The 26,746-nt window shown below is 39.3% G+C and carries 24 protein-coding genes; 20 read left to right on the top strand and 4 right to left on the bottom strand.

Going from position 1 to position 26,746, the window contains the following annotated elements:
• Positions 1-189 precede the first annotated feature (189 nt).
• Positions 190-1,077, top strand: a complete 888-nt coding sequence (locus Q7O90_RS07840) for a hypothetical protein (RefSeq protein ID WP_304129167.1) — start codon at positions 190-192, stop codon at positions 1,075-1,077.
• Positions 1,078-1,264: 187 nt separating this feature from the next.
• Here Q7O90_RS07840 and Q7O90_RS07835 read toward each other — a convergent pair whose 3' ends face one another.
• Positions 1,265-1,450: a (2Fe-2S)-binding protein gene (locus Q7O90_RS07835; RefSeq protein ID WP_304129165.1), complete on the bottom strand. Its 186-nt coding sequence runs from the start codon at positions 1,448-1,450 to the stop codon at positions 1,265-1,267.
• Positions 1,451-1,768: 318 nt separating this feature from the next.
• Between Q7O90_RS07835 and Q7O90_RS07830 the strand changes: the two genes are divergently transcribed.
• From Q7O90_RS07830 to Q7O90_RS07790, 9 genes are all read left to right on the top strand, one after another.
• Positions 1,769-2,551: a pseudouridine-5'-phosphate glycosidase gene (locus tag Q7O90_RS07830; RefSeq protein ID WP_304129164.1), complete on the top strand. Its 783-nt coding sequence runs from the start codon at positions 1,769-1,771 to the stop codon at positions 2,549-2,551.
• A gap of 55 nt (positions 2,552-2,606) precedes the next feature.
• Positions 2,607-3,365 (top strand): ATP-binding cassette domain-containing protein, encoded by a 759-nt coding sequence (locus Q7O90_RS07825; protein ID WP_304129163.1) that lies wholly within the window; start codon positions 2,607-2,609, stop codon positions 3,363-3,365.
• Positions 3,362-4,318, top strand: coding sequence for an ABC transporter permease (locus Q7O90_RS07820; RefSeq protein WP_304129161.1), 957 nt, complete (start codon positions 3,362-3,364; stop codon positions 4,316-4,318). Before Q7O90_RS07825 ends, Q7O90_RS07820 begins: the two co-directional genes overlap by 4 nt.
• On the top strand, positions 4,319-5,269 hold the full coding sequence (locus Q7O90_RS07815) for a carbohydrate kinase family protein (protein ID WP_304129159.1): 951 nt from the start codon (positions 4,319-4,321) through the stop codon (positions 5,267-5,269).
• A 37-nt stretch (positions 5,270-5,306) separates the two neighbouring features.
• Positions 5,307-6,359 carry a substrate-binding domain-containing protein gene (locus Q7O90_RS07810; RefSeq protein ID WP_304129157.1) on the top strand — a complete coding sequence of 351 codons (1,053 nt, stop codon included), beginning with the start codon at positions 5,307-5,309 and terminating at the stop codon, positions 6,357-6,359.
• Between the two features lie 61 nt (positions 6,360-6,420).
• Positions 6,421-7,440, top strand: coding sequence for an ADP-ribosylglycohydrolase family protein (locus Q7O90_RS07805; RefSeq protein WP_304129155.1), 1,020 nt, complete (start codon positions 6,421-6,423; stop codon positions 7,438-7,440).
• Positions 7,441-7,443: 3 nt separating this feature from the next.
• Positions 7,444-8,502, top strand: a complete 1,059-nt coding sequence (locus Q7O90_RS07800; RefSeq protein ID WP_304129153.1) for an ADP-ribosylglycohydrolase family protein — start codon at positions 7,444-7,446, stop codon at positions 8,500-8,502.
• A 144-nt stretch (positions 8,503-8,646) separates the two neighbouring features.
• Positions 8,647-9,597, top strand: a complete 951-nt coding sequence (locus tag Q7O90_RS07795; RefSeq protein WP_304129152.1) for an NAD(P)-dependent oxidoreductase — start codon at positions 8,647-8,649, stop codon at positions 9,595-9,597.
• Between the two features lie 52 nt (positions 9,598-9,649).
• Positions 9,650-10,441, top strand: coding sequence for a hypothetical protein (locus Q7O90_RS07790; RefSeq protein WP_304129150.1), 792 nt, complete (start codon positions 9,650-9,652; stop codon positions 10,439-10,441).
• 92 nt (positions 10,442-10,533) lie between these two features.
• On the opposite strand, the gene Q7O90_RS07785 is transcribed toward Q7O90_RS07790, so the two are convergent.
• Both Q7O90_RS07785 and Q7O90_RS07780 read right to left on the bottom strand, forming a co-directional pair.
• Positions 10,534-11,061: a nitroreductase family protein gene (locus Q7O90_RS07785; RefSeq protein WP_304129148.1), complete on the bottom strand. Its 528-nt coding sequence runs from the start codon at positions 11,059-11,061 to the stop codon at positions 10,534-10,536.
• Positions 11,062-11,174: 113 nt separating this feature from the next.
• Entirely contained in the window at positions 11,175-12,113 is a 939-nt protein-coding gene (locus Q7O90_RS07780; protein WP_304129145.1) for a DUF2877 domain-containing protein, read from the bottom strand.
• Between the two features lie 288 nt (positions 12,114-12,401).
• Here Q7O90_RS07780 and allB (Q7O90_RS07775) point away from each other — a divergent pair, with 288 nt between their 5' ends.
• The 7 genes from allB (Q7O90_RS07775) to Q7O90_RS07745 all read left to right on the top strand — a co-directional run bounded on the left by allB (Q7O90_RS07775) (position 12,402) and on the right by Q7O90_RS07745 (position 20,484).
• On the top strand, positions 12,402-13,775 hold the full coding sequence (gene allB / locus Q7O90_RS07775; RefSeq protein WP_304129144.1) for an allantoinase AllB: 1,374 nt from the start codon (positions 12,402-12,404) through the stop codon (positions 13,773-13,775).
• Between the two features lie 36 nt (positions 13,776-13,811).
• Positions 13,812-15,173 (top strand): NCS1 family transporter, encoded by a 1,362-nt coding sequence (locus tag Q7O90_RS07770; RefSeq protein WP_304129143.1) that lies wholly within the window; start codon positions 13,812-13,814, stop codon positions 15,171-15,173.
• Between the two features lie 99 nt (positions 15,174-15,272).
• The gene (gene allB, locus Q7O90_RS07765) at positions 15,273-16,676 is read left to right on the top strand and encodes an allantoinase AllB (RefSeq protein WP_304129141.1); all 1,404 of its coding nucleotides are present in this window, start codon (positions 15,273-15,275) and stop codon (positions 16,674-16,676) included.
• Positions 16,677-16,704: 28 nt separating this feature from the next.
• Positions 16,705-18,075 carry an NCS1 family transporter gene (locus Q7O90_RS07760; protein ID WP_304129140.1) on the top strand — a complete coding sequence of 457 codons (1,371 nt, stop codon included), beginning with the start codon at positions 16,705-16,707 and terminating at the stop codon, positions 18,073-18,075.
• 143 nt (positions 18,076-18,218) lie between these two features.
• Positions 18,219-19,022: a protein-ADP-ribose hydrolase gene (locus Q7O90_RS07755; RefSeq protein WP_304129139.1), complete on the top strand. Its 804-nt coding sequence runs from the start codon at positions 18,219-18,221 to the stop codon at positions 19,020-19,022.
• Positions 19,006-20,001, top strand: coding sequence for an SIR2 family NAD-dependent protein deacylase (locus Q7O90_RS07750; protein ID WP_304129138.1), 996 nt, complete (start codon positions 19,006-19,008; stop codon positions 19,999-20,001). Before Q7O90_RS07755 ends, Q7O90_RS07750 begins: the two co-directional genes overlap by 17 nt.
• Positions 20,002-20,028: 27 nt before the next feature.
• The gene (locus Q7O90_RS07745; protein ID WP_304129137.1) at positions 20,029-20,484 is read left to right on the top strand and encodes a GNAT family N-acetyltransferase; all 456 of its coding nucleotides are present in this window, start codon (positions 20,029-20,031) and stop codon (positions 20,482-20,484) included.
• Between the two features lie 37 nt (positions 20,485-20,521).
• Here Q7O90_RS07745 and Q7O90_RS07740 read toward each other — a convergent pair whose 3' ends face one another.
• The gene (locus Q7O90_RS07740) at positions 20,522-21,373 is read right to left on the bottom strand and encodes an alpha/beta hydrolase (RefSeq protein ID WP_304129136.1); all 852 of its coding nucleotides are present in this window, start codon (positions 21,371-21,373) and stop codon (positions 20,522-20,524) included.
• Between the two features lie 380 nt (positions 21,374-21,753).
• On the opposite strand from Q7O90_RS07740, the gene allE reads away from it, so the two are divergent.
• The 3 genes from allE to fdrA all read left to right on the top strand — a co-directional run bounded on the left by allE (position 21,754) and on the right by fdrA (position 26,719).
• Positions 21,754-22,539, top strand: a complete 786-nt coding sequence (gene allE, locus Q7O90_RS07735; protein ID WP_106057069.1) for a (S)-ureidoglycine aminohydrolase — start codon at positions 21,754-21,756, stop codon at positions 22,537-22,539.
• A gap of 102 nt (positions 22,540-22,641) precedes the next feature.
• Positions 22,642-23,694 carry an ureidoglycolate dehydrogenase gene (gene allD, locus Q7O90_RS07730; protein WP_304129134.1) on the top strand — a complete coding sequence of 351 codons (1,053 nt, stop codon included), beginning with the start codon at positions 22,642-22,644 and terminating at the stop codon, positions 23,692-23,694.
• Between the two features lie 19 nt (positions 23,695-23,713).
• On the top strand, positions 23,714-26,719 hold the full coding sequence (gene fdrA, locus Q7O90_RS07725; RefSeq protein ID WP_304129132.1) for a DUF1116 domain-containing protein: 3,006 nt from the start codon (positions 23,714-23,716) through the stop codon (positions 26,717-26,719).
• The last annotated feature ends 27 nt before the right edge of the window (positions 26,720-26,746 follow it).

Here is a 26,746-nt window from a genome sequence, read left to right as displayed (position 1 = left end):
AATTGTATTTTATTTATTTAGGAAAATCTACAGACAATGTATTTGCCCTCTTTGCCGGATAACCTGCGAGGAGGGTTTTTTGTGTAAATTTATATAGGGGTTAGACGGGTTGTTTTACAAAATTAAATCTGATACAATACGAATAATCTGATTGTTTACTGAAAAAAAGAATAAGAGAAGGAATGTATTATGAAAGGCAAGATTGTGAAATATGAAATTACAAAGTCATCAAAATATAGGCGTGTTTTTTTGGTTCTTTTAATTCTGCTTATTACCGTGCAGCTTGTATTAATTTTCGATATCGACGAGACTTTTGCGGAGGGGAATATTGCTTCAGGAGCAACGGCTGTCGATGAGAACATAACGTATACAGGTTCATATACCCTGACAGGACAGGATATGACCGACTATATTAATTCCTGGAAATCTAACCACTCGGATATTGTCAATCCAGATGCTAATAATCCAGACTCAGAACAGGCAGCAGCTACAGTTATACCTTGGGCAGGTGGTAAATATGGAGAATACAGGGTTGCTACACAGACAATTAGGTATCGAACTGTAGAAAATGGAGTAGAGGTATTTAAACCCGTAAAAAGACGCGTTATATTTCTTGGTCTAACGGTTACTGGAGCTGTTCCTAATGTTACTATATTGACTGAACAGCCAATGGCAAAAGTGACCAGATACATCGATGAAGATGGCAACACCGTAAAAGAGGCAGGGACCTTTGGATTCCTCGATGCAGATCAGTATATATACGATGCAGGTGGCAAGATCGCTTATGTCTTTAAAAATACACTCCCGGATACTTCCGACATTCGTACGTACGTCTACACTAAGTATGCAGAGCCAGCTCCAACTACACCTCAGGTTCAGGAAACGCCAAAACCTAAGGTCTCAAAGTCACGTGTTCCATCTAGACCTGGGATTTCTAAGGCGAAAAAAGCTAGTAGTAGAATCGCACCAAAGACATCCGACAATACAGGTATTGAATTTTACTCGGGACTGCTTGGTCTCTCGGTAGCTAGTGTCATGCTAATTCTAATGAAAAAGAAGTTTAAACTTAGTAAGTAAAATCGTCTAAAAAGAAAGCACAACCACTTAACAGGTGTTAGGTGGTTGTGCTTTCTTAAATTTTATATAATGTGGTGTTATACGAAATATGAGCTGCATTAACCGTTTAATTCCATGCCATGCCCAACATTTACATGTGTGCTTAAATATATTTCATTTATAAATGGCACTTAGGTTAAGATCATAACTACTCATCAAGTCCAGAAATGGTTTCGCGAATAATTTTTTCTACAAGAGGTCTACAGTTTCCACAGCTAGTGCCCGCTCCTGTTTCCTCTTGAATCTCTGTATATGTATGTGCTCCATTTAAGATGGCTTTTTCAATGTCCGAGCGATACACTCTGACACATCCACAAATCAGTTTGTCCTTCATGAATTACTCCAAATTCTATATTTAAGTTAATTAATGTGATGAATTAGTATGATATACGGGATTTTAACACGAAAATCAATTGTGCACAATAGACTATATTATGTAGAAAAATTTAGCTGTTGATTATAGCATTATAATGCATTCTCCTTAATAAGTTGTAAAGTGAACTAACTGCAAAAGCATATAAAAATTGCCTATAATTTCACAAGATGTATAGTGTTTTGCAATTTAACTATAAATTTGTCACTAGCTATAATGAAATATATAAGGGGATAAGGGACGTTTTTAGCTAAAATATGAATTATTTAATTTAAAGATATGAAAATAAATTTTCTAGTTGAAACATGTTTATTATGTCATGGACTTTCATCGATATCGGATGATGAAATTGCAGTAGCTTTCAAAAAAACAAATGCGAACTTTGCCTGGATAGAAAAAGGCACGCTCAAAATAGGTGGTATAGATGAATTTATAAAGTTTCGTTCTAAATTGGTTTTTAATAGAGCTGATGATAAAAATCTAAGTCAATATTTGTGTGGGGAAGAAGATGCGGCACTGACTGCTGCAGCTACGATGAGAATTTGCATTTTGCATGGTATTCCAGCTGCCGTAAGCTGTGGTATTGGTGGTATTGGAGACGCTCCTATTAGACGTAGAAGTTCCGATTTTGATGTTATTGCGGAGAAAAAAACCATGCTTATCGCAACAGCTATCAAGGATATGATGGACTATGATGGTAGCTTTACTTGGCTTTATCAGCACGACATAGAAGTTTTGGGCTATAAATCAAAAGAATGTAATGGTTATATTTTTAATAGTAACCATTATCCTTTAGATGGTGAGTTCAATGAACACTCGTTTGTCTACAATAAATCCAATCTTTTATTAGTCCAGATTCCACCAGAGAAGAGAATCATAGATAATCACATTCTTGAGGAAGCAATAGAGTTTGGTAAGCAAGAAGCTCGAATGGGAAAAAGTTTCCATCCAGCAGTTAATGAATTTATAGATAGATCAACAAATGGAGCATCTTCAAAGCTGCAGTTAGAGTCTATTTTAAAAAACGTAATTATTGCAGAAAGTTTATTTTCAGAAAACTAGTTATTTCAGACCTGTGTTTTATGTATGTAGAGAATGGGGAATTTTGGTTTTTTATATGAAGTCGAATATTAAATTAAGTAATATTTCCAAACATTTTAATCATATTATTGCTCTAGATAATGTTTCGCTGGAAGCATTCAATGGAGAAGTCCTTGCCCTAGTTGGAGATAATGGTGCAGGAAAGTCCACCTTGATAAAGATATTATCTGGGGTTCTTAGACCCGATAGTGGAATAATAGAAATTGATGGAAAAAAGTACTCTCACTTAAATGTAAGAGAAGCATTTGAACTTGGAATATCTACTGTTTATCAGGACTTAGCTTTAGGTGATTCGATGGATGTTGCTTCCAATATTTTCTTAGGCAGTGAAATAACAAAACATGGTTTACTTGATAAAAAAGCAATGCACAGGCAGACTAATGAGCTTCTCAAACGTCTTAAGATAAATATACCGGATACGAAGGTTAATGTTGGGAACCTCAGTGGAGGACAAAGGCAAGGTGTTGCAGTTGCTAGGCTTGTTAATAGAGGTGGGAATATCCTAATTTTTGACGAGCCAACAGCGGCGATGGGAATCAATGAATCAAATAGGACTCTTGAATTAATTAGACATTTAGCAGATGAAGGTTTTACAGTAATAATGATATCTCATAATCTTATGCAGGTCTTCCAGGTTGCAGATCGAATAGTTGTACTACGTCATGGATGTGCTCTGCTCGAAGAAAAAGTTGAAGATATCTCAATGAAAGAGGTTGTAGAGGTGCTAACCTCGGCTGATATTTATAATAATGCGAATAAGAGAAACGAAATATGAAAAAATTAGACTGTTATAAAATTTTAATGTCATACGATGCTTTACTAATATTGATAACGATATTCCTTATATTGGTGATGTCATGTCTTTCGCCTTATTTCTTGACTATGACAAATTTTAAAAATGTTTTAAATCAATCGTCGCTTTTCATATTCTTAGTGATTGGTATGACATTTATTATCATATCTGGAAATATAGACCTTTCGGTGGGCGCTACAATAGGTTTTACTGGTATGGTTATGTCTAACTTATATTATGTAGGAATACCAGATTGGTTGTGCATATTTGCGGGGCTGATCACAGGTTTATTAATAGGATTAATAAATGGGTGGCTTGTCGCATATGTAAAAATTAATTCGTTTATTGTTACGCTGTGCTCCATGACTGTTTTAAGAGGGATAATTCTGCTTGTAATGAACTCAAAGACTCTATATGGATTTGGTAAACTATATGGATTTATAGGTGCTGGTGATATTGGACCAATTAATTTCCCAATTTTGCTAGCATTAATTACAGTTGTTATTTCAGGATTCATTCTTGCAGAAACTAAATATGGAAATTATTGCTTGTTTTTAGGTGCAAATGAAGTAGCACTTAGTCGTATGGGTGTGAATTCAAAGAAATATAAACTTTGGGTTTTTGCATTTTCAGGTCTTTTAGCTGCTGTAGCAGGTGTAGTAGTTATGGGGAGATTAGATTCAGCAGAACCACTTGCCGGCACAGGGTATGAAATGGATGCAATTGCCGCGGTGATTCTTGGTGGAACAGTTTTAGAGGGTGGTAAAGGTAACATAATTGGTCCTTTTATTGCTTGTTTAATTCTAAATATAATTAGTGATGGTTTAACCTTGCTATCAATTTCAACTCATTATCAGGAAATTATAACTGGAGTGATAATTGTTGTTTCAGTTTTGATATCAAGTAGAGACAAAATTAAACGGAGGGAAGTATAGATGACAACGATTTTATCTTCTGGAAGCATTGCCATGGATGTAGTTCTAAATAGTAGTGATTTGCCAATAAATGATGGGTTCGCTCTTATTAATAAAGAGGAGATATTTCCAGGTGGGAGTTCGGCAAATGTTTGTGTTTCAGCTGCTGGGTTTGGTATGGATACATATCAAGTTGGAAAGGTTGGAACAGATGAAATAGGAGATTTATTTAAAAGTAGTCTTGTAGAAGATGGAGTAAACAAAAAGTATATTTATACAAAAGAAGGTGGAATAACAACTCATACATATATTGTTACGACGCCAGATGGAAGGCATACAATATTTGCAAATATGGGAGATTGTCTTCCTAGTTTTGAACCAAGCGAGCTTCCTGATAATATTCTTGACAGAATAGATATTTATTTTACAGATATGTTCTCGCCCAAAGTTTCACTATTTTTGGCAAGAGAGGCACATAAGAGAAATTGTAAGATTGTTATGAATATGCAAGCTGTACCGTCATTTATGCCATTATGTGGTGCAAGTGAAGAAATGATTCATGAAGTTCTGTCATTATCATCGATGATAATTGGTGGTAAGGATGCAATTCTTGAGATTGCCAGAAGTTGTGAGTTTGATCCGATCGATGCAGTTAAGACTGTATATGAAATATATAAACCTGATGATGGTGTGGTATGTACACTTGGTTCAGAAGGGGCGATTTGGTTTGATGGTCAAAGCTTTATTAAGGTTGATTCGTACGATGTCAATGTTGTAGATACAACGGGGGCAGGAGATTGTTTTATAGGTGGGTTATTGTATTCATTATATGACAAAGGTAATTCTATCTCCGATTCACTAAAATTTGCAAGTGCATCTGCTGCAATAAAATGCACGAAATATGGACCGCGCAGTATAGCATCGTATGATGAAGTTATGGCTATTGAGGGTTCTTTAAATCAAACCCTTTAAGCATAAAATACTTATTGACACTTTAGGAGGTTATGAAATGCGAAAAAAATTTATCTCATTATCACTGATAGTAGTAATTGCTTTCGGTACGACACTTTTATCAGGTTGTAACGAAAAGAAAAGTGATGAATCTAGCAGCAAAAAGGACACAGAGTTTACGAAGGCGCAAGCAGAACTTGATAAGAGTATGGCGCCACTACCTAAGAAGAAAAATGGTGAAAAACTAGGTGTAATTCTTAGTTCCCTATCAAACGAGTTTTGGCAGACAAATAAGAAGGGTGCGGAAGCTACTGCTAAAGAGTATGGCGTAAAAATCGACATTCAGGCGACAGATAATGACACAGATTTTGCTGGTCAGCTGAACATAATGAATACGATGATCTCGAAAGATTATGATGCTATTGCAGTATCTCCACTATCTGAAAACAATCTAATTAATGGTGTAGTTGCTGCGAATAAGAGCGGTGTAAAAGTTATTCTAAGTGGAACAACTTTGAACAAGGATGCTCTAAAGCTTGCAGGAGCACATATCGATTGTCAGCTAAAGATGGACTTCCACGAGCAAGGTGTTCAGGCTGGTAAGTTTGTAGCTAAGAAAAAGAAAAATAAGGGAAAAGTAGCAATAATTGCTGGTACAGAAGGCGCTACGCAGTCAGACGGCAGACGAGATGGTGCAAAAGAGGTATTCGAATCAAAGGGAATGGAAGTAGTTGCAGTACAACAATGCGACTTTGATCAGCAGAAAGCATATGATGCAACAAAATCGATTATGCAAGCGCATCCTGATATTGTTGGAATTACGTGTGGAAATGATGATATGGCAATGGGTGTTATTAAAGCACTAAAAGAACTCAAGCTGAAAAAGAAAGTTGTTGTAGTTGGAAATGACTTTACATCTCAAGCTAAAGCTTCTATAAAAAAAGGTGAATTAGATGCATCTGTAGCAATGTCTCCTTATCTTGGAGGAAGAAGAACAGTCCTTGCAATGCTTAAAGCATCACAAGGACAAGATGTATCAACACTTGATAGTAGCATTCCAATAATATTAGTTTCAAAAGATAATATTTCAAAGATGGAAGACTGGAAATAAAAAAATCACCTAGGGAAATACTGTAACAGTATTTCCCTTTTAAGTAAAAGGAGATAAGTGCATGTACAATAAAATATTAGGATGCCTTATTGGAGCTGCTACTGGTGATGCAATGGGAGCAGCAACTGAAGCAAGGTCATCAAATCAAATAATTGATACATTTGGAGGTAAAGTAACCGAGTTTATTAAGCCACCTAATGATACTTTTGGTGCAGGAAATCAAGCTGGTGGATTTACAGACGATTTTAGTTCTGCGTATTTTGTTGCAAAAGAAATTGTTGATAATGCAGGAGTAGTAAATGAAGAAATAGTTCAAAATGCGCTTGTCGAATGGTCGAAACATGCTGTTTTTTTTGACCGTTTTGCAGGACCGACAACAAGACTTGCAATTAAAAGATTTGCAGGTGAAGAAGTACAGCTTTCAGAAGGGATAAAAAATAAAGCAAGACAAGCTACAAATGGCGCCGCAATGCGAATATCACCAATAGGGTTAATCAACGCTGCTAATACGGATAATGCAATTAAGGATGCTGTTATAGTAGCATCTGTAACGCATAATAATAATTTAGCTATTTCAGGTGCGTGTGCAGTGGCAGCTGCAGTTAGCGAGGCGGTTAGAGAGGATTCGAATTTATACGATGTTATAGATGCCGGGATCTATGGAGCTAAAGAAGGTGAAAAGATAGGTAAAGCACATAGTAATAACGTTGCTGGACCATCAGTTGTAAATCGCATAAAGATGGCGGTGGATATTGGATTTGGAACTGGTAGTATAGATGAGCGTATTTGTAACATAGCTGATATCATTGGAACAGGTCTACACGTATCAGAGACTGTTCCTACAGCTTTTGGAATAATCGCTGCTTGTTCAGGCGATTCGATGAGATCGATTAGTGAAGCGGCGAGCATAGGGTACGATACCGATACTATAGCTACTATTGTAGGTGGAATAGTTGGAGCACTTAATGGTGATTCTAGTTTTCCAAATCATTTTATTTCTACGATGGAAAATGTTAACAAACTCGACATAAAAGGCTTGGCCAATGATATATATAGTCTTCAGTTGAGAAAGGAGCACTAACAAATGGATGAGAAAGCTTTTAGTAATAGAGAATATAAAATATATTCCACTCTTTGCGGTGCTTCAATAGGCGATGCTCTTGCTTCCTCTACAGATGGAAAAAGTCGCTCTGAAATAATGAAAATATATGGTGGTTTAGTTCATAATTTTATAAAACCGGATGATGACACTGCAGCTCGAGGGAGAGCTTTAGGTCAGGTTACAGATGCCTTTAGCATACCATATTATTTATTAGAGGAAATTATAGAGAATGAAGGTGTAATCGATAACGATGTAGCTGTTAATGCATTAATAAAATGGGGCAAAAGTGAATATTTTGAACAGTTTGCAGGCATGACTACAAGAAAAGTAGTAAATCTATTAAATATGAGAGATAGCACTGACTTCTGGTCTACATCAGGTCATTTAGGGAATAAATTATTCAAAGGGCATTTCTATGCACTATCGTCTAATGGTGCTGCGTGCAAGGCAATTGCAACTGGGATAATTAATAACGAGCAGATTAATGATGTAATATTAAACACAAAAACAATTACGATGACTTCGCATGATGACAGGCTAAGTATTTCTGGGGCTTGTGCAGTAGCAACAGCAATAGCAGAAGCATTCCAAGAGCAATCAACAGTGTTCAGTGTAGTACAGAAATCCTTATATGGTGCACAAAAGGGATATCAGTTAGCTTTAGACGATGATATGGTAAATGATTATCCAGGTCCATCTATTTATAAAAGAATAAAAATTGCACAGCAGATTGCCTTGAAAAATTACAACTCAGATGTAGCAGTAGACGAATTGCGTGATATTATTGGTTGTGGTCCAGAGATTGCAGAAACAGTACCTACTGCAATTGGTTTGGTGATTGCACGAAAAAATAACCCGATTCAGGCTATCTTTGATGCTGTAAATATCGGTGATGAGACATGCGCTATATCAACAATTGTAGGTGCTATTATTGGTGCTTTGCATGGAGCTACTATATTTTCTGAAGAATGGATTGATATTGTTGAAAAACAAAATGATTTTAGATTAGAAAGACTTTCAAAGAGTTTATCAAATATTTAAATACACTTAAGAAAATGGAATAAGATTTTACGTAACTTAATACTACCTACCTGACAGCCAATCATATTTTTTCATAATGTGATTGGCTGTCATTGTGCTATAATAAAAGTCAACATTAGATAATTTACAAGGGGGACTAATAAAATGAAGATTATTCTTATGGAGCCACTAGGTATTTCCGAGGACACCTTGAAGAGACTATCGAGTACACTGACAGAACAAGGTCATACGTTTAAGTCATACGATACTGTGACTACTGATACAAGCGAGCTAATAAAACGCGCTGAAGATGCAGAGGTTCTTATAATAGCAAATCATCCACTTCCTGGAGAGGTCATTAGAGCAGACGAGAATCTTAAACTCGTCTCAGTTGCATTTGTAGGGATAGATCATGTGGACATTGAAGCTTGCAGAGAAAAAGGAGTACTTATATCCAATACAGGCGGATACTGTGATGACGCGGTGGCGGAGCTAGCAATAGGGTTGACTTTGGACTGTTTGAGAAATATTACCATATGCAACGAAGCCGTTCAAAATGGACTTGGTAAAGGCAGCCTCGCAGGCAGAGAGCTTGCAGGTAAGGTTGTCGGAATAATAGGTACAGGTGCAATCGGCATTAGAACTGCTGCTATTTTTAAGGCATTTGGCTGTAAACTTATTGGTTTTAATAGAAGTGAGAAAACTGCAGCTAAGGCTCTTGGACTCGAGTATATGCCACTCATCGATGTCATGGCGAACGCAGATATTATTTCGATTCACACTCCTTTGACACCGGAAACTAAAGGCTTAATTGGGGAAAAAGAAATTGCTGCTATGAAACAAGGAGCAATACTCGTGAACACAGCAAGAGGCCCTGTTATTGAGACAGAAGCATTAGCGAAGGCGCTTAGAGAGGGCAGGATTAAAGCTGGAATAGATGTATTCGAGAAGGATCCTCCGCTCCCTAAAGATCATCCGCTTATTGGTGCGCCTAACCTAGTTTGTACACCTCATGTGGGCTTTGATACGAGGGAATCCATCGATAGACGTGCAGAGATGGTATTTGAGAACATAACATCATGGATGGATGGAAAACAGATTAGAAAAATGCTGTAATAAAGCAAAATAAACTTTTTAGCCGGAGCTCCATGCTCCGCAGGAGGAATATATGTCTATGTCAAAAAGACATTCAATTAAGATATTTTTTACCCTAATGCTAGCATTAGGGATTAGTCTTTCTATGTCAGCTTGCTCGTCTTCTTTTAGCAAAGCAAAGCTTAAAGAACTTTATGCACACCCTGACGAGTTTAAGGGCAAGACGATAAAAGAATTAACAATGCAGATTGTTGCCGTAGATAAAGTCCACGGTGAGATTCATCTGCAGGGATATGAGGACTTCGCCAAGCATGAGCACCCAACAGTTGTAGTTGTATCCGACAATAAGGTCAAGTACGAAGATGGCGAATATATAAAAGTAAAGGGTAAAGTCCTTGGCAAAGCGCAGGTCGTTGATGAGGAATCGACAGAAATGACGGCTGTTAAACTCGAAGCAAAAAAGATTCAAAAGATAAAATCAACTGATGCTATTCCAGCAGAGGAGACTCTGGATATTGGATATGATGTTAAGGTTAAGGGCGTTTCAGCTACCGTTCAAAAGGTTGACTTAACAAGCGATGAGACGAGAGTTTACATTAAGGTTAAGAATGGTACTAAGAAAAATATCGAAATATATCCAGACCAAAGCATACTTAGTCAAGACGGCAATGATTATGAGTCTTACTTAGAAAATTATCTTTATGACGATGTTCATATGCAAAAAAATATCAAGGCTGGATCGAGCATATCTGGAGTGATCATATTCAAGAGGATAGATTCAAATCTTCCATTCAAATTTACATTAGAAGGCGCTGATAATGAAGGTAATGAACTTGAATTACCTTTCTCCTTCGAGATGCATTAATCCGATGAATATATAAAAGAGCAACGCATTCAATTGTTGAAAGTGTTGCTCTTTTAAATCTATGGTTTGTATTTTTTGTTAGGCTATGTAATTTACCATTTTTCGTTATGAACCTTATCTGAAGGAAAATTTGGTAGTTCATGAGCCTTAGGCTGTTCATTAATATGACCTAGTACTAGTAAAGCTTCCACCTGCATGTTCTTAGGTGGGTTTAGTCTTGCATTTACAAATTCTTCAGCTGTAACACCCTCCTCGTTTGAAGGACGTAGCCTAATCTGAAGCCAAACTGCGCCCAAGCCAAGATCGGCTGCTTCGAGCAGCATGTGAGTCATGGCAATTGAGCTATCCTCTGTATATGTATCTGTCTTATCTGAATCAGAATAAACCGCAATGGCAACATTAGCCGTCTCGAGCATCTTTGCGCCTCCCTTACGGCAGTTCATCAATTCTCTAAGAGTATCCTTTTCTCTGACAACTACAAATTCCCAAGGTCTAAGTCCTTTACCATTTGGAGCGAGCAGGGCTGCTGAAATAATATCGTTTAATTCCTTCTCTGTAACAGGTTCGGTGTTATACTTACGAACACTGCGTCTCTTCTGCATTGTTGTTAGTAGACTCATTTCAAATACTTCCTTTCGTCTCAGATATGCACATTATACCATAAAATTAAAAAGTGGTTGAAACATAATTAAATATTTAAAAAAATACCTTCGTTTCAACAGCTGATGGAATATTAAATTTTAGAAAGATGTGTCATGCTCCAATATATTCCGGTTAACGTATCTATGCCAGATGTATGACCTATATCTAGAAAACTGTCTAACAAATTATCTAAAGTTTCTTGTCCAATATCCGATAACTGTACATTATCTAAGCATATTGAATCATATAGATCTATGATTGCTTTACTAAATTGACCTCGTAATGCACAGTCTATAAAAGCGCTACTTATCTCGTTCGTATTGTTCCGTCTACTGCATATTGAGTTAGATAGAGAGGAGATCAGTTTATGGTTAAAGCATTGCGGAAGTGCTTTAAATGTTGAAAGTACCCCCGTCATAAAGTCGTCACCGCCAGGTGTAAGGCCAGTGCCAACGCCTATAAGACCGGATAGTGAATTACACAATTTATTAAGCTGATTCGATTTAGTGGGTTCCTCGGCTAAATTTCCATACGTCATGATGCTACATATCGATTCGGCATCAATTAGTTTTTTTTTGGCATATGAAAGCGCAATATCATCTGGAGTGTTTTGTGATTTTATGAGGGTTGAAAAGCCGTCCCTATCAGAGGCTACGATAAGCTGCCACACCACATCCTTTAATGACGTTGAAAAGTTATGCTCGTAGAGTGTATCATCATAAACATCATATGCATGATCTAGTGAAATGATATTTTTCCCTATTAATAAATTTGTACCATCTATTGATATGGGACTATTAGATTTTATTTTTAGTCTGCCTAAACCCGTTTCGTCCAATGGCAAAATGATGCTTATAGGAGAAACTGGGGAATCGGCAATCTGCAGTGCTATAAGCTGACCATCGAGCATTAGATTTATAGTGCGTTCATATATTGAATGAACGTACAGGTCTATGTTCGGTCTAAGTTTAGCTGATTTCAGTCTATTGAAAGTTTTTATTGTGTAAATAGATGTTTGCAATATGTCCATCTTTACTACCCTCGATTTGGAATTATTAACACTATTATATCAAAAACTAAAAAATATTTTAGTTTGAACATACAACTTTAAAAAACAATAAAAAATTTTAATTAAAAAAAAACAATCAATCCGTATTTAAATATATAATGATATTGAAGATTTTTAGCTACTAATGTAGTATATATCCATAGAAACATTGAAATTGGTTGACCACATTTTTTAATAAGTGAGTGTACCTAATCAATTTAATTAACGACTTCACATTTATGGTCTAAAAGGCTATAGGGAGGGGATTATATGTATGATTTATTAATTAAGAACGGACAGGTAGTTACACCTGATTTAGTTCAGGATGCAAATATTGCTGTCAAAGATGGCAAGATTGCAGCCATCCTAGCAAAGGGTGATGAACCTGAAGCGGTTAAAGTAATTGATGCAGCTGGCAAGCAGGTTTTTCCTGGAGCTATTGATACTCACGCACATCTTAATGATCCAGGATACGAGTGGAGAGAAGACTATGAACACGGAACTGCAGCAGCTGTAGTTGGTGGATATACGACTATTATCGATATGCCACTTCAGAATGAACCAGCACTCACCACACCTGAGATTTTTGATGCTAAACTAGCAAAGGTTCAGCCTAATGCGTATTCAGATTTTGCATTCTGGGGAGGACTTGTACCTGGTAACCTTGATCAGCTAAAGGGCCTCGATGAGCGAGGAGTAATCGCTTTTAAATCATTCCTAGGACCAGTATCACCTGACTATTCACCGCTAACATATGGGCAGGCGTATCAGGCTATGAAAATTATCAAGGAATTTGGCGGCATGGCTGGATTCCACTGCGAAGATTTTGCGATGATTAAAGAAGGGGAAAAGGCACAAAAGGAAGCTGGTAATCTCACATGGAGAGGTTTCCTCGACTCAAGAACTCCAGCATCTGAAATCGTAGCAACAGAAACTGTAGTAGAAATTGCTAAGGAGCTTGAATGCCGTGCACACATCTGTCACGTAAGCCATCCAGCAGCTGCTGAGAAGGTGTATGAGGCGCAGTGTGAAGGATATCAGGTTTCTGCAGAGACATGTGGACATTACCTGTCATTTACAGAAGACGATGTGTTAGAGAATGGACCACTTTTCAAGTGCGCTCCTCCGCTCAGGACGAAGGCAGATGTTGAAGGCATGTGGATGTGTGTAGAAGCAGGTGTTTTCGCCGGGCTAGCATCAGATCATTCGCCTTGTACATATGATGAGAAGTTCAATGAAATCCTAGGACAGAAGATAGAGAATGTATTTGACGTATGGGGTGGAATAAGTGGCATTCAGAGTTGCGTTCAAGCGATTTACTCTGAAGGAGTTGTTAAGCGCGGAGTTGACCCACGTGTCCTTGCTAACTCATGGGCTAAGCTGCCTGCTGAAGCATTCCACATTTATGGAAAGAAGGGTGATATTAAAGTTGGCTTTGACGCTGATATTGTAATAATTGACCCTGAGAGAGAATGGGAGATTACAGCAGATTCTCTATACTATGTAAATAAGATTTCTGCATTTGCAGGAATGAAAGGTAAGGGTCTACCTGTAGCTACTTTCGTAAGAGGGGAGCTAATGGCAGAAGACGGTAAGCTTGTTGGACAGAAGGGTACAGGCGAACTGGTTAAGCGACTATTTTAAACGAAATTATTTGAAAAATTAAAGGAGAATATTTTAATGAGTATTGTAGATAACAAAACACTTGATCCGAATCTTGTTGTCGGAGTCAATGAGGACCTACAGCCGACAAAGAGTCGAATCATGGGATCGCTATCTTACACAGCATCATTTCTAGGTGGTTGTGTATCCATCGGTACATTCTCGATGGGATCAGCACTCATAGGCACACTTACAATAGCGCAGGCTATTCTAGCTATGACAATCGGATGCCTTGTAATTGCAATAGCGCTAGTGCTTATCGGTAATGCAGGACATAAGTACGGTATGCCATATGTTGTTCAGCTAAGATCAAGCTTCGGTACAACTGGTGTAAAGATTCCAGGAGTTCTTAGAGGTCTTCCGGCTATCGTGTGGTTTGGATTCCAGTCATGGGTTGGAGCTGGTGCTATCAACAGCTGCTTCAAGATTCTGTGGGGATTCGATAACCTCCCGGTTGTATTTGGTCTCTTCACACTGCTGCAGGTTGGTCTCGCTATCAAAGGATTCCACGGTATCAAATGGCTTGAGAACTTCTCTTGCGTATTCATCGTGGCAATCCTCGCATACATGCTATACGTTGTAAAGACTAAGTTCGCTGTAGATATCAGCGCATCGTTTGCAAATGTTAAGGGTACATGGGGTATGCCTTTCTGGGCTGCGACAACTTCATTCCTCGGAATCTACTCGACAATGATCATCAATGCATCAGATTATTCGAGAAACCTAAAGGAGGATATAAGGCCAGTTAAGACTGGTTCGATTTATACAATCGCTATCCTGCCAGTAACACTGTTCATGGGACTCATCGGACTTCTCGTTACTGCAGCAACAGGGAATTCAGATCCTGTAGTCGTATTCTCAACAACTATGGGAAGCAAGTTCCTTACAGTTATTACGCTGCTGTTTATCGCATTTGCACAGGTTACAACTAACGTGCTCAACAATATAGTTCCACCAGCATATGTTTTGATGGAGTCCTTCAAAATGAAGTGGTCACATGCGACAGTGCTCGTTGGTATACTATCAGTATGCGTTATGCCTTGGAAGCTCGTTACTGCTGACTCAGCTGCAGGACTATCTCTTTTCACAAAGGTATACTCCGCATTCCTAGGACCTATCTTTGCTGTAATGGTTATAGATTACTACTTCCTTCGTAAGAGCACACTTGATATCAATACTCTTTACGACAAGCAGGGACCTTTCAAGGGAATCAACTGGGCAGCTATAATTTCAATCGCTGTTGGAGCCCTCGTATCAGTATTCGTTGTAGACCTATCGTGGTATGTCAGCCTCATCCCAACAGGTGTTGTTTACTATCTACTGATGAAGCACATGCCATCTTCTAAGAATTTCAGAACTGGAACAATCTTTGAAGACTAATAACAAATTCAGTTAGAATTTTATTTAATCATTCATTCTATAAAGAAGCGGAGAGGTGTGATAAGCATCTCTCTCCGCTCATAATAAGGAGGATTAGACATGTATGATCTAATTATCAAGAACGGTAAACTGGTTACACCAGACCGTGTCTATGAAGCAGATATTGCTGTAAAAGACGGCAAGTACGCTGCATTCCTAGCTCCAGGAACAGAAGCTGAAGCTACAGAAGTTATCGATGCAGAGGGAAACCTAGTATATCCGGGAATCATAGATTGCCATGCTCATCTAAACGAGCCTGGATTCGATTATAGAGAAGATTTCGAGACTGGTTCGAGAGCTGCTGCCGTTGCAGGCTGTACAACTCTTATCGACATGCCTCTTAACAATGACCCATCGCTCATGAACAAGGAAGTCTTTGATCTCAAGATGAGTAAGGTTACTAAACATTCATACATCGATTTCGGTCTATGGGGTGGAATTGTAGGAGACTTCGATGATGATCCATATTCAGTTCACAACAATCTTGCTGATCTTGAGGATCTTGAGAAGGCTGGTGTAGCTGCATTTAAGGGATTCACATGCCCTAACGGACCACTTTTTCCAACCGTGAATATGGGTAATGTTCGTGAAGCTCTTGAGATTCTAAAGCCATACAAGGCACTGTGTGGATTCCACTGCGAAGAATACGGACAGGTTCTCGAGAGAGAAAAGAAGGCCAAGGCTATGACTGGTCTTTCAAGACAAGAGAAAATTAGAGCTTTCCTCGATTCTCACGATGTATGGACAGAATATGTAGCTACTAAGAATGTAATAGACATGGCTAGAGCGACTGGCGGTAGAGTGCATATCTGTCACGTAAGTCATCCTATGGTTGCACAGGTCGTTAAGGAGGCTCAGTACGAAGGGCTGCCAATAACAGCTGAGACGTGCCCTCACTACCTAGGCTTCTCAGAAGATTTCGTGTTTGAAAAAGGCGGACCAGCTAAGTGCACACCACCTCTAAGGACTAAGGAAGACGTAGAAAAGCTTTGGGATTATGTACTCGATGGAACTTTATCATGCGTTGGTAGTGACCACTCACCAGCAGCGGACGAGGAAAAGGATAATGAGTCGAGAGACATTTGGCAGGCATGGGGCGGACTCAATGCTATCCAATTCTTCCTTCCTATGATGTTCGATATGGTAGTGCATCAGAAGAAGCTGTGCCCAAGCCTAATAGCTAAGGTTATGGACTATAATCCGGCAAAGGTATTCGGTTTCTATGGACAGAAGGGTGCATTTGAAATTGGGTTTGATGCTGATGCGGTAATTCTTGATCCAGAAAAGCCTTGGAAGGTTGAGCAGGAAAAGCTCTTCACAAAGGGACATGTAACTTGCTTCGACGGGTTGGAAGGAAAGGGTGCACCAACCTGCACAGTTATCCGTGGCCGCGTTGTCGCTAAGGATGGTATGTATGTAGAAGAAGCTAAGGGCTTTGGAAAGTATGTAACACCAGTTAGATAAAGGTGCTAAATAATTAAGGGAGAACAATATGAGTACAGAAAACAAGAACGTAAATACCCCTAATAATGAGGGTGAGAGCATCAAACCGATTCCGTGGGAGAAACGTACCATGAGCTGGGGCTCGAACACTATGCTTTGGCTCGGTGGCTGTATCTCAATAGGAACTCTGGCAATGGGATCCGCTCAGATGGAGACAGGTCTCAATTTAATACAGCTGTTCCTAGCAGTGCTGCTTGGCTCAACGATCCTAGTAGTTGGAATAGCTATGAATGACCAGTTCGGTTATAAGACTGGAGCACCATATTCCATTCATCTCAAGAGTGCATATGGTACTAAGGGGAATGTACTTCCATCTATGATAAGAGGTCTTCCGGCTATCGTATGGTATGGCTACCAGACGTGGCTAGGTGGAGCTGCTATCAACAATATTTCGAAACTATTATTCCACTATGATAATATCTGGCTATTCTTCATCCTCTTCCAGATTGTGCAGATTCTGCTCTCAATCAAGGGATTCAAGGGTGCAAAGTGGGTCGGAAATATCGGCGGAACAGTAATTGTAATTGCAATGTTCTATCTGCTTTACATATGCCTCACAACTCAGTGGGATGCTATTTCTGCTAACCTAATGCATAAGAGCGGTACATGGGGACTTCCATTTGTTGCTTCTGTAATTGCTTTCTTTGGAAACTCAACTACAGTAATGCTCAATGCATCGGACTATTCTCGTGAGATGAAGCAAGGATACAGCGCACCTGTAAGAGGCTTCTCGTATTTCATGGCTATGGTTCCAGCGACAGTTATGCTTGGAATTATCGGTGCTATGGCCTCGACAGCTACTGGAATTGCAAATCCAATCAACGCATTTGCGGAGATGGTAGATAATAAGATTGTACTAGTTGTTACGCTGGCATTTATCATATTTGCACAGCTTTCGACAAACCTTGCAAGCAACGTAATTCCACCAGCATACGTATTCATGGATACATTTAAGATGAAGCACAGAACTGCTGTAATCCTAATCGGAATCCTTGCAGTAGCAACTTGCCCATGGATCCTAACTAATGATAGCTCTGCAGCAGGTCTATCGCTATTCGTTAAGATTTATTCGGCGTTCTTCGCTCCAATCTTCGCTATCCTTATTGTTGACTACTTCATTCTCCACAAGAGAAACTTCACTAAGGAACAGCTAGACGATCTATATGATCCAAATGGGTCAAAAGCTGGTGTAAACATGGCGGCTATCATTGCAACTGTAGTAGGTGCGGCAATCGGACTCTACAAGGTTGACCTTTCGTTCTTCACAGCTACGATTCCTACAGGGATTATCTATTACCTGCTAATGAAGAATATGAAGTCTTGTGAGAACTTCAGAAAAGGAACTACACTCGAGAAATAAACGAGTAGCGATCATATTACGGGATTTGCGAATAACTTTTCCTAAGATAGACTAAAATGCATCAAGCCCATTCACTCAAATATTTAGTGAATGGGCTTTTGTTTTGGTATAATATCTTTAAGTTGTGAAAGCGGGGAAAAGATATGAATGAAAAGATGACACAAGCTGAGAGGTTAGATTTTCTAGTTGAGCAATTTAAAGCAGATTCTATAGATTATAAGGATTTGCAAACGCCAGGGGACGTTGTTGGAAAAAGGCGACTTCTTCGTTCGCTTATGAACATCCGCAGCCCTCGTCACATCGACGGTTTAATTTTGAGAGTTCAAGATGAATATTTAAAAGGTTTGGCAGATGAGCATGGAATTATTGAAGTAAATGATATTCCTATTAGAAGCGAATGTCTCTCAATCTGGCAAGGGGACATTACTAGGCTGTCTGTAGATGCAATAGTAAATGCTGCCAACTCACAGATGCTAGGCTGTTTTATCCCTATGCATACTTGTATAGATAACTGCATTCATACATACGCAGGAGTACAGCTTAGAGAGGAATGTAATAGGCATATGAACCGGCTAAGAGCCAAGTTTGGACCTGACTATGAGCAGCCAACGGGAATCCCCATGCTTACAGACGGATATAACTTGCCGGCGAAGAAAGTTATTCATGTTGTTGGACCTATCGTCCAGTTCAGCCTTACTCATGAACTTGAGCAAGACCTTGCAAATTGCTATATCAACACACTAAATATGTGCATGGAAAACAGTTTAAAGACAGTAGCGTTTTGCTGTATCTCGACAGGGGTATTCCATTTTCCTAATGAGCGCGCTGCAGAAATTGCAGTTAGTACTGTAAGAAGCTGGCTCTCGGAACACCCAGGGGTTATGGACAGAGTGATATTTAACGTATTTAAGGACGAAGATAGAGGGTATTATGAGAGACTTATTTAGAGATAGACCTAATGGATATATAGAGAGCATAAAGAGAGGGCAGGCGGTTATGAGCTACCTCAATGGCCAGATGGTTTATGGTGAAGGCTCTATTCAAGAAAGAACGGAAAAGCTGGTGGTGGCTATGGATGCAGCCGATGCTGTAATCATCGGAGCAGGGGCAGGACTTTCAACATCGGCGGGTTTTACGTATAGCGGCGAACGATTTGAAAGATATTTTTTTGATTTTGCAGAGGAGTATGGAATAACCGATATATATTCAGGCGGCTTTTTTCCATTTCCTAACGATGAAACTCGCTGGGCATGGTGGGCAAGGGCAATTTATTATAATAGATATATAAAGGCTCCTAAGCCTGTCTATGAAAATTTACTTAAGGTTGTTAATGGAAAAGATTATTTTGTAGTAACTACGAATGTTGATCATCAGTTCCAGCGGGCAGGTTTTGATAAAAAGAGACTATTCTATACACAGGGGGACTTCGGGCTGTTCCAAAGTGAGGATGGTAAGGATGGCATTACCTTTGACAACGAAGTCTGGGTCAATAGAGCTATGGAGGCACAGGGATTTATACGCGATGATTCTGGCGAATTCGATGTTCCTAGTGATAAGTCAATCAAGATGCAGATACCTTCTGAACTAATTCCTGTTATGCCAACCACAGGAGGACCAGTAACAAATAACCTTAGAGCTGATGGGACTTTCGTCGAAGATGGTGGCTGGCGAGATGCTTCGGCAAGATATTCGGATTTCCTGCGCAGACACGAGAACATGAATGTGCTATTTCTCGAGCTAGGTGTCGGTGCAAACACACCGGTGATAATAAAGTTCCCATTCTGGCAGATGGCGATTACGAATAATAACTCAACTTATGCGTGTGTCAATTACGGTGAGGCTTTCTGCCCATCAGAACTTGAAGAGAGAAGCATTTGTATAAGCAGTGATATCGGTGATGTGCTTGAAACAATACTGCAGTTCTAATCAATAGCTTAGGAGAATTTGAGTTGTATGAATATCTTAATTGAAAAAGGCATAAATGATACTAATGCATTGTCTTTATGTGAATGGTCTAATGATAAGGGAAAGGATTTTCAAGAACAATGGATGGGGAACAAGGTATCTTATCCGCTTGATTGTGACAAAATAAGAAAACTTGAAAATGTTTTTTCAATTTTCAATGATGATGAGTTTGTCGGGATAATACAAGAAATAAGGTCAAGTATAGATAGTATCCACATCGGTAGGTTTGTAATAAATCCTGAAAAAACAGGTATGGGCTTAGGTTCAATGGCATTAAAAGAATTTCTAAAATACATTTTCGGTAATAAAGACGTTAATAGCATTACCTTATCAGTTTTTGATTCTAATAAAGTTGCTAAGAACCTATATGAAAAACAAGGGTTTATAATAGAGAAAATAATTGAGAAACCAAAGTTAAAATATATTATGAGAAGATTCCGATGAAATTTCATACGGAATCCCTCATAGTATCTAATTATATTTAAATATTATTTGATACAAATGAAATAGTCTTATTAAGAAGTTCAACTGTCTCAGGTTCATTCGTATTCCTGTCGAAGTCATGTTCAGGTATAGAGGCAATGAATTTATCCGGATGATATTTATTACATAAGGCGATGAATTCGCTATATGGAACATCTGTGTCACCTGCACTATGTGCAGCAAATAAAGGCGCTGGAAGACTATCTACGGCTCTTAACGTGTATAACAAAAAGAAATATTTATCGCGGCCCTCGTAGATCAAGTCTTTCCATTTTCCAGTCTGCCTTGCGTATATATATGTGCTGAAATAGTTAGCTATATCCCCTCGATATACGATTTCTTTATCGTGAATCTTTGTAGAGGCTTCTTCGACAATAGGAAGGTTCATATAGTATGGGCTTGGCGTGTCATACCAGCTGTCACATAGAAATCCATAACCGTAGTACGAAATTATTCCGTTCAATTTAAGGTGGAGCTTATCGCTAGCAGATGCGAGCAATGCGAGGTAAGCGCCTGCAGATCGCCCCCAGACAAATAATGGGAGATTGCTTCTAAGTTCAGTTAGCTTAAAACAATTATTTATAGAATCAATTATGTCTTCTAGAATAGCATCAATCTTCACCTGCGGGGCAAGAGGATAATCAATAGCTAAAATTGCGTAACCCTCGTCTGTCAATCTCTCTTTATGTAATTCTGGTAAATCCTTCGCATTACCGCATAGCAGTCCGCCGCCGTGTATGTATACGATTAAAGCGCGTAGAGTAGAATCGCTAGGGGAATAAAGAGTGAATCTTCTTGACGAGTTAATACTGTTTTCTTTTGAAACCGTAATATTCTTAACATTTAACATAATTTTAATAACTCCTTCGCTTGCCATCCAAAAAAATTTTTATGTTAAAAATAAAAATTATCTAACCAATGAATTATAAATTAATGAATATAAATAGATATTGTATATTTAAATATCATTGAATTATAAAATATGCAAAATAAATATATCTTAAAAAGCTTGAAAATACATGATAAATACAATGAAATCGTATAGAATGATATAACACTATCAGATAAAATTCAAAAAAGCAATAAGGTCGATATTTAGAACATAAAATTTCAAACTAACACTTGAAAAAAAGGTTGAAAGATGATTAAATTGTTATAGAAAATTGGTTGATAAGTTTCGCCAAGTTAAAAGTCTATTATTATTAAACATGAGGAAGAGAGGTAAACTTCATGAGTTATTTAAACAATAATACCGGTTACAGAGAGACACTGCTTTCGACAAGATCTGTTTATAAGAAGGGTAAGTACACTATTCTTGAGCCAGACGGCATCGTTAAGAACGTTATTCCGGGCTACGAGAACTGCGATACAACTATTCTAGGTTCACCCGCTATGGGCGCATCATTTGCTGATTATATTTCAACAGTTCACCCAGGCGGAAAGAACGACAAGATTGGTGGAGACGGAATCGAATCTTTTCTATATGTAATTAGTGGAGAGCTTACAGTAAAGAATGCTGATAAAGAAGCTGATTTAACAGAAGGTGGTTACATTTATTCGCCAGCAGATAAGCCATTCAGTTTCGTAAACAATAGCGACAAGGACGCTTTCGTTTATATCTACAGAAGAAGATACAATCCACTTCCTGGAAAAGAAGCTTACACAGTTGTTGCAAATATTAACGATACACCTTGGAAGGATTACGAGGGCATGACGAACTGTCAGAGCAAAGACTTCCTTCCAGCTGCAGAGGATCTAGGATTTGATATGAACATGCACGTGCTGAAATTTGCTCCAGGTGCATGCCATGGATATATCGAAACTCACATTCAGGAGCATGGCGCATACTTCCTACAGGGCAAGGGAATGTACGTACTAGATGATGAGTGGGTTCCTCTACAGAAGGGTGACTATGTATTCATGGATTCATACGTACCACAGGCTTGCTACGGTGTAGGTACTGAAGACTTTATCTACATCTACTCAAAGGATTGCAACAGAGACGTTGAGCTGTAAGTTTAAGCAATATTAAGAATTGTTGGTAACAGGTTCGCGTCATAGATGCGGACCTGTTTTTATAGATAGAATTTGTATATACAGGTTCATGGAGGAAAAAAAGTGAAATTATCTAGAGAAGAACTAAAGGGCCTGATGAAAGATAAGCTCATGCAGGCGGGACTACATGCTGATGACGCTGAGACTGCAGCAGAAATCCTTACTTGGGCTCATGAAAGAGGTTACTATTCTCACGGTGCCGTAAGAGTTGAGTATTATAGTGAGAGAATTGCTAAAGGTGGAATCACGGTTGAGCCAAACATGACTTGGAAGGAAACTGGACCATGCTCTGGAATTCTTGATGGAGATAATGGAATAGGTTTTACTGTTGCTAAGGTAGGCATGGAAAAAGCTATTGAAATGGCTAAGAAGAATGGAATCGCTGTTGTGGGAATGGCAAACCTGTCACACTCAGGATCCATTGGTTACTACACCGAGATGGCTGCGGATGAAGGGCTACTAGCAATTTCGTTCTGCCAGTCAGATCCTATGGCAGTTCCTTACGGTGGTGCTGAACCATATTACGGAACAAACCCTATGTCATTTGCAGCTCCAACCGCCGATGATAGAAAGGTAGTATTCGATATGGCTACTACAGTTCAGGCTTGGGGAAAGATTTTAGATAAGAGATCTAAGCATGAGGAAATTCCTGCAGATTGGGCGGTAGATGAGAATGGTGCTCCTGTAACAGACCCACATAAGGTTAATGCTCTTAACCCTATTGCTGGAGCTAAGGGGTATGGACTCATGATGCTCGTAGATGTCTTCTCTGGAATTCTTCTTGGTGTACCATTCGGTGGTCATGTTAGCTCCATGTATCATGATCTTTCAGAGGGCAGAAGACTTGGACAGATGCATATCGTAATTGACCCAGAGAGATTTGTTGGTGCAGAGGCCTTCAAGAAGGCTATGAGTCAGTGCTTAGACGAACTTGATACAATGAAGCCTGCTCCAGGATTTGATAAGGTAAACTTCCCTGGTGAGAGAGCTAAGAATAGAATGGAAAAGGCTTATGCAACAGGTGGTTTAGATGTTGCAGATGAACTAGTCGAGTATCTAAAGGGTGAACCGGTTCACTTCAATAGATATGATCACAAGAATAGATTTGCTGACTAATATAAAAGGGAGAGAATAAATGCTAAAGACAATTGTAAAAGCAGGAAGTTATCATGATTCTGTTACCCTGATGCTACTTACCAATGCGGTTTCAACGGTTGATGGTGTAAACAAGGCATCCATCATGATGGCAACTCCAGCTAACAAGGACATTTTTAAGCAGAGTGGACTTGAGACTGAAGAGCTAATGAATGCAACTGCCAACGATATGGTAGTTGTTGCTGATGTAACAGAAGAGAGCGTGCTCGATGCGCTTATGGATAAGGTTGACGAGTACTTCGCAAAGGAAGCAAATGCTGATAAAAAAAGCGAAGGAAATAAATCAGCAAAGAGCTGGGATCAGGCGCTTAAGCAGATGCCAGATGCTAACCTAGCAGTAATCTCCATTCCAGGAGCTTACGCTGCACTTGAGGCAGATAGAGCTCTCGACGAGGGTATGAATGTATTCATGTTCTCTGACAATGTAACGATTGAGGATGAGAAGAAAATCAAGGATAAGGCTCACGAAAAAGGGCTCGTGGTAATGGGTCCAGACTGTGGAACTGGAATCATTCAGAGTGTGCCAATTGCATTCACAAACACTGTAAATCCTGGTTCAATCGGCATCATTGGTGCTTCAGGAACGGGTATTCAGGAGCTCACAACTATTATCGATAGACTGGGTGAAGGTGTAACAAATGCTATCGGTACCGGTGGACGTGACCTCTCTGAAGAAGTTGGTGGTACCACTATGATGGATGTCATCGACGCTATGGAAAAGGATCAGACAGTTAAGGTGCTCGTAGTTATCTCAAAACCACCTGCAAAGTCAGTAAGAGATAAGATTGCCGCAAGACTTAGCGTTTACAGCAAACCTGTAGTTTGCCTATTCCTAGGTGAGAAGCCAGAGTATTATGAAGAAGGTCTGTATCAGACTTATACACTTGATGAGTGTGCTCGTCTTGCAGTCAGCCTAGTAAGAGGTCAGAAAGTGGCCGAAGGGACTGTTGATTGCGACAGGTCTAAGTTCTTCAACCCTGAAGATAAGAAGACAATCAAAGCGTATTACTCCGGCGGTACATTGGCAGGTGAGGCCGCTATGATGATTAAGGATGCCCTTAAGATTACTGATAATACGCATGCAGATGGATTTAAGCTAAATCACGACGGTCACGTTGTAATCGACCTAGGTGATGACATGTATACTCAGGGTAAGCCACATCCTATGATTGATCCTACAAAGAGAGTGGAATGCATGGAAGAGGCTATGGACGATCCTAGCACAGGTGTAATCCTATTTGACGTTGTTTTAGGATATGGTTCTCATGACGATATGGCTGGCGCCCTTATTCCAGCTGTCGAGACGCTAAAGAATAAGGCTAAAGCTCAGAATAGAGAGATATTCTTCGTCGCTGAGGTTTGCGGAACAAGAAATGATTATCAGGGTTATGACGAATCTGTTAAGAAGCTTCAGGATGCAGGTGTAATTGTTGCAGAGACTAATAAGCTAGCTGTTGAGACGGCTATCGAAGCTGTAGGATATAAATTCACTGAGGAGCCAAAGGAAACAAGACCTAAGGAAGTAAAGGAATTTACTCCGGCTGAGCCTTCAGAAAAGCTTTTATCGATGCTTTCACACAAGCCAAAGGTAATTAACATCGGTCTTAAGAGCTTTGCAGAAGTTACAGCTAAGTTCGGATGCGATGTAGTTCAGTATGACTGGATGCCACCAGCAGGAGGAAATATTGAGCTCATTAAAGCTCTTAACTTCCTCAGAAACTACGAAGGGTTTGATATCGACGAAGCAAACCGCAAGGTTATCGCTAAGGTTGTAGCTGCACAGCCAGTTCTGAAGGATAATGTTCCAGCTATGACGGTTATCCCTGAGCTCAACGAGAACAATGGAAGAGTTATTCTTCACGCCGGTCCTCCTATTGAGTATAAGGATATGCCTGCTACAGTACAGGGATCTTGTGTAGGTGCAGTATTGTTCGAAGAGTGGGCAGACAACGAAGCTGATGCTCGTAAGCTCCTTGAGTCTGGAGAAATTAAGTTCATCCCTTGTCACCACTGTAATGCAGTAGGTCCTATGGGAGGAATTACTACTCAGCATATGCCAGTATTCGTAGTTCAGAATGAAACTGACGGTAATTATGCATACTGCCAGATGAATGAAGGAATAGGAAAGGTTCTTAGATTCGGTGCATACTCAGAAGAGGTTGTAAACAGACTAAGATGGATGAGAGATGTTCTAGGTCCAACACTCGGAAGAGCTATAAGAAGCATCGAAGGTGGACTGAATGTTAATCCATTAATTGCTAAAGCGATTGCTATGGGTGATGAATTCCACCAGAGAAATATCGCTGCTTCTCTATGCTTCCTAAAGGAAATGGCACCGATAATAACTGATATGGATATGCCAGAGGATGAAAAGTCTCAGGTAATCAAGTTCCTGTCTGATACAGATCAGTTCTTCCTCAATATAATGATGGCTACAGGAAAGTCAATCATGGATGGAGCTAGAAGACTTACAGAAGGAACTGTAGTAACTGCAATGTGCAGAAATGGTGTAAATTTCGGAATCCGTATCGCAGGTATGGGAGATGAGTGGTTCACTGGACCAGTTAATACACCTCAAGGACTCTACTTTACAGGATATGACGGTGAAGATGCTTGCCCAGATATCGGTGATAGTGCTATTACAGAAACTGTTGGAGTTGGTGGTATGGCTATGATTGCTGCACCAGCTGTAACAAGATTTGTTGGTGCTGGTGGATACGAGGATGCTCTAAATACATCAAATGAGATGACGGAGATCACAATCGATAGAAACCCTAATTACATAATTCCAAATTGGAATTTCACTGGTACTTGCCTAGGAATAGACGCAAGACTTGTTGTTGAGAAGGGAATCACTCCTGTAATCAATACAGGTATTGCTCACAAGATTGCTGGATTTGGTCAGATCGGTGCCGGAACAGTGCACCCACCAATTGAGGCATTTGAAAAAGCAGTTCTTGCGTATGCAAAGAAGCTTGGTTTCTAGAACGTATAGAAATCTTATAAGACAAAA

It is taken from the genome of Mogibacterium diversum (genome assembly GCF_938028775.1).
GTDB lineage: Bacteria > Bacillota > Clostridia > Peptostreptococcales > Anaerovoracaceae > Mogibacterium > Mogibacterium diversum_A.
Note: the sequence above shows the minus strand (reverse complement) of the source record. Positions and strands in the feature narration are given on the sequence as shown.

What these genes read in the sequence shown, in the direction of transcription:
- Q7O90_RS07840 (WP_304129167.1), top strand. Translation starts at nt 190, where the DNA reads ATGAAAGGCAAGATTGTGAAATATGAAATTACAAAGTCATCAAAATAT.
- allE (WP_106057069.1), top strand. Translation starts at nt 21,754, where the DNA reads ATGAGTTATTTAAACAATAATACCGGTTACAGAGAGACACTGCTTTCG.
- fdrA (WP_304129132.1), top strand. Translation starts at nt 23,714, where the DNA reads ATGCTAAAGACAATTGTAAAAGCAGGAAGTTATCATGATTCTGTTACC.
- Q7O90_RS07750 (WP_304129138.1), top strand. Translation starts at nt 19,006, where the DNA reads ATGAGAGACTTATTTAGAGATAGACCTAATGGATATATAGAGAGCATA.
- Q7O90_RS07830 (WP_304129164.1), top strand. Translation starts at nt 1,769, where the DNA reads ATGAAAATAAATTTTCTAGTTGAAACATGTTTATTATGTCATGGACTT.
- Q7O90_RS07820 (WP_304129161.1), top strand. Translation starts at nt 3,362, where the DNA reads ATGAAAAAATTAGACTGTTATAAAATTTTAATGTCATACGATGCTTTA.
- Q7O90_RS07815 (WP_304129159.1), top strand. Translation starts at nt 4,319, where the DNA reads ATGACAACGATTTTATCTTCTGGAAGCATTGCCATGGATGTAGTTCTA.
- Q7O90_RS07745 (WP_304129137.1), top strand. Translation starts at nt 20,029, where the DNA reads ATGAATATCTTAATTGAAAAAGGCATAAATGATACTAATGCATTGTCT.
- allB (WP_304129144.1), top strand. Translation starts at nt 12,402, where the DNA reads ATGTATGATTTATTAATTAAGAACGGACAGGTAGTTACACCTGATTTA.
- Q7O90_RS07785 (WP_304129148.1), bottom strand. Translation starts at nt 11,061, where the DNA reads ATGAGTCTACTAACAACAATGCAGAAGAGACGCAGTGTTCGTAAGTAT.
- Q7O90_RS07790 (WP_304129150.1), top strand. Translation starts at nt 9,650, where the DNA reads ATGTCTATGTCAAAAAGACATTCAATTAAGATATTTTTTACCCTAATG.
- Q7O90_RS07770 (WP_304129143.1), top strand. Translation starts at nt 13,812, where the DNA reads ATGAGTATTGTAGATAACAAAACACTTGATCCGAATCTTGTTGTCGGA.
- Q7O90_RS07825 (WP_304129163.1), top strand. Translation starts at nt 2,607, where the DNA reads ATGAAGTCGAATATTAAATTAAGTAATATTTCCAAACATTTTAATCAT.
- Q7O90_RS07780 (WP_304129145.1), bottom strand. Translation starts at nt 12,113, where the DNA reads ATGGACATATTGCAAACATCTATTTACACAATAAAAACTTTCAATAGA.
- Q7O90_RS07755 (WP_304129139.1), top strand. Translation starts at nt 18,219, where the DNA reads ATGAATGAAAAGATGACACAAGCTGAGAGGTTAGATTTTCTAGTTGAG.
- Q7O90_RS07805 (WP_304129155.1), top strand. Translation starts at nt 6,421, where the DNA reads ATGTACAATAAAATATTAGGATGCCTTATTGGAGCTGCTACTGGTGAT.
- Q7O90_RS07800 (WP_304129153.1), top strand. Translation starts at nt 7,444, where the DNA reads ATGGATGAGAAAGCTTTTAGTAATAGAGAATATAAAATATATTCCACT.
- Q7O90_RS07810 (WP_304129157.1), top strand. Translation starts at nt 5,307, where the DNA reads ATGCGAAAAAAATTTATCTCATTATCACTGATAGTAGTAATTGCTTTC.
- allB (WP_304129141.1), top strand. Translation starts at nt 15,273, where the DNA reads ATGTATGATCTAATTATCAAGAACGGTAAACTGGTTACACCAGACCGT.
- Q7O90_RS07835 (WP_304129165.1), bottom strand. Translation starts at nt 1,450, where the DNA reads ATGAAGGACAAACTGATTTGTGGATGTGTCAGAGTGTATCGCTCGGAC.
- Q7O90_RS07760 (WP_304129140.1), top strand. Translation starts at nt 16,705, where the DNA reads ATGAGTACAGAAAACAAGAACGTAAATACCCCTAATAATGAGGGTGAG.
- Q7O90_RS07795 (WP_304129152.1), top strand. Translation starts at nt 8,647, where the DNA reads ATGAAGATTATTCTTATGGAGCCACTAGGTATTTCCGAGGACACCTTG.
- Q7O90_RS07740 (WP_304129136.1), bottom strand. Translation starts at nt 21,373, where the DNA reads ATGTTAAATGTTAAGAATATTACGGTTTCAAAAGAAAACAGTATTAAC.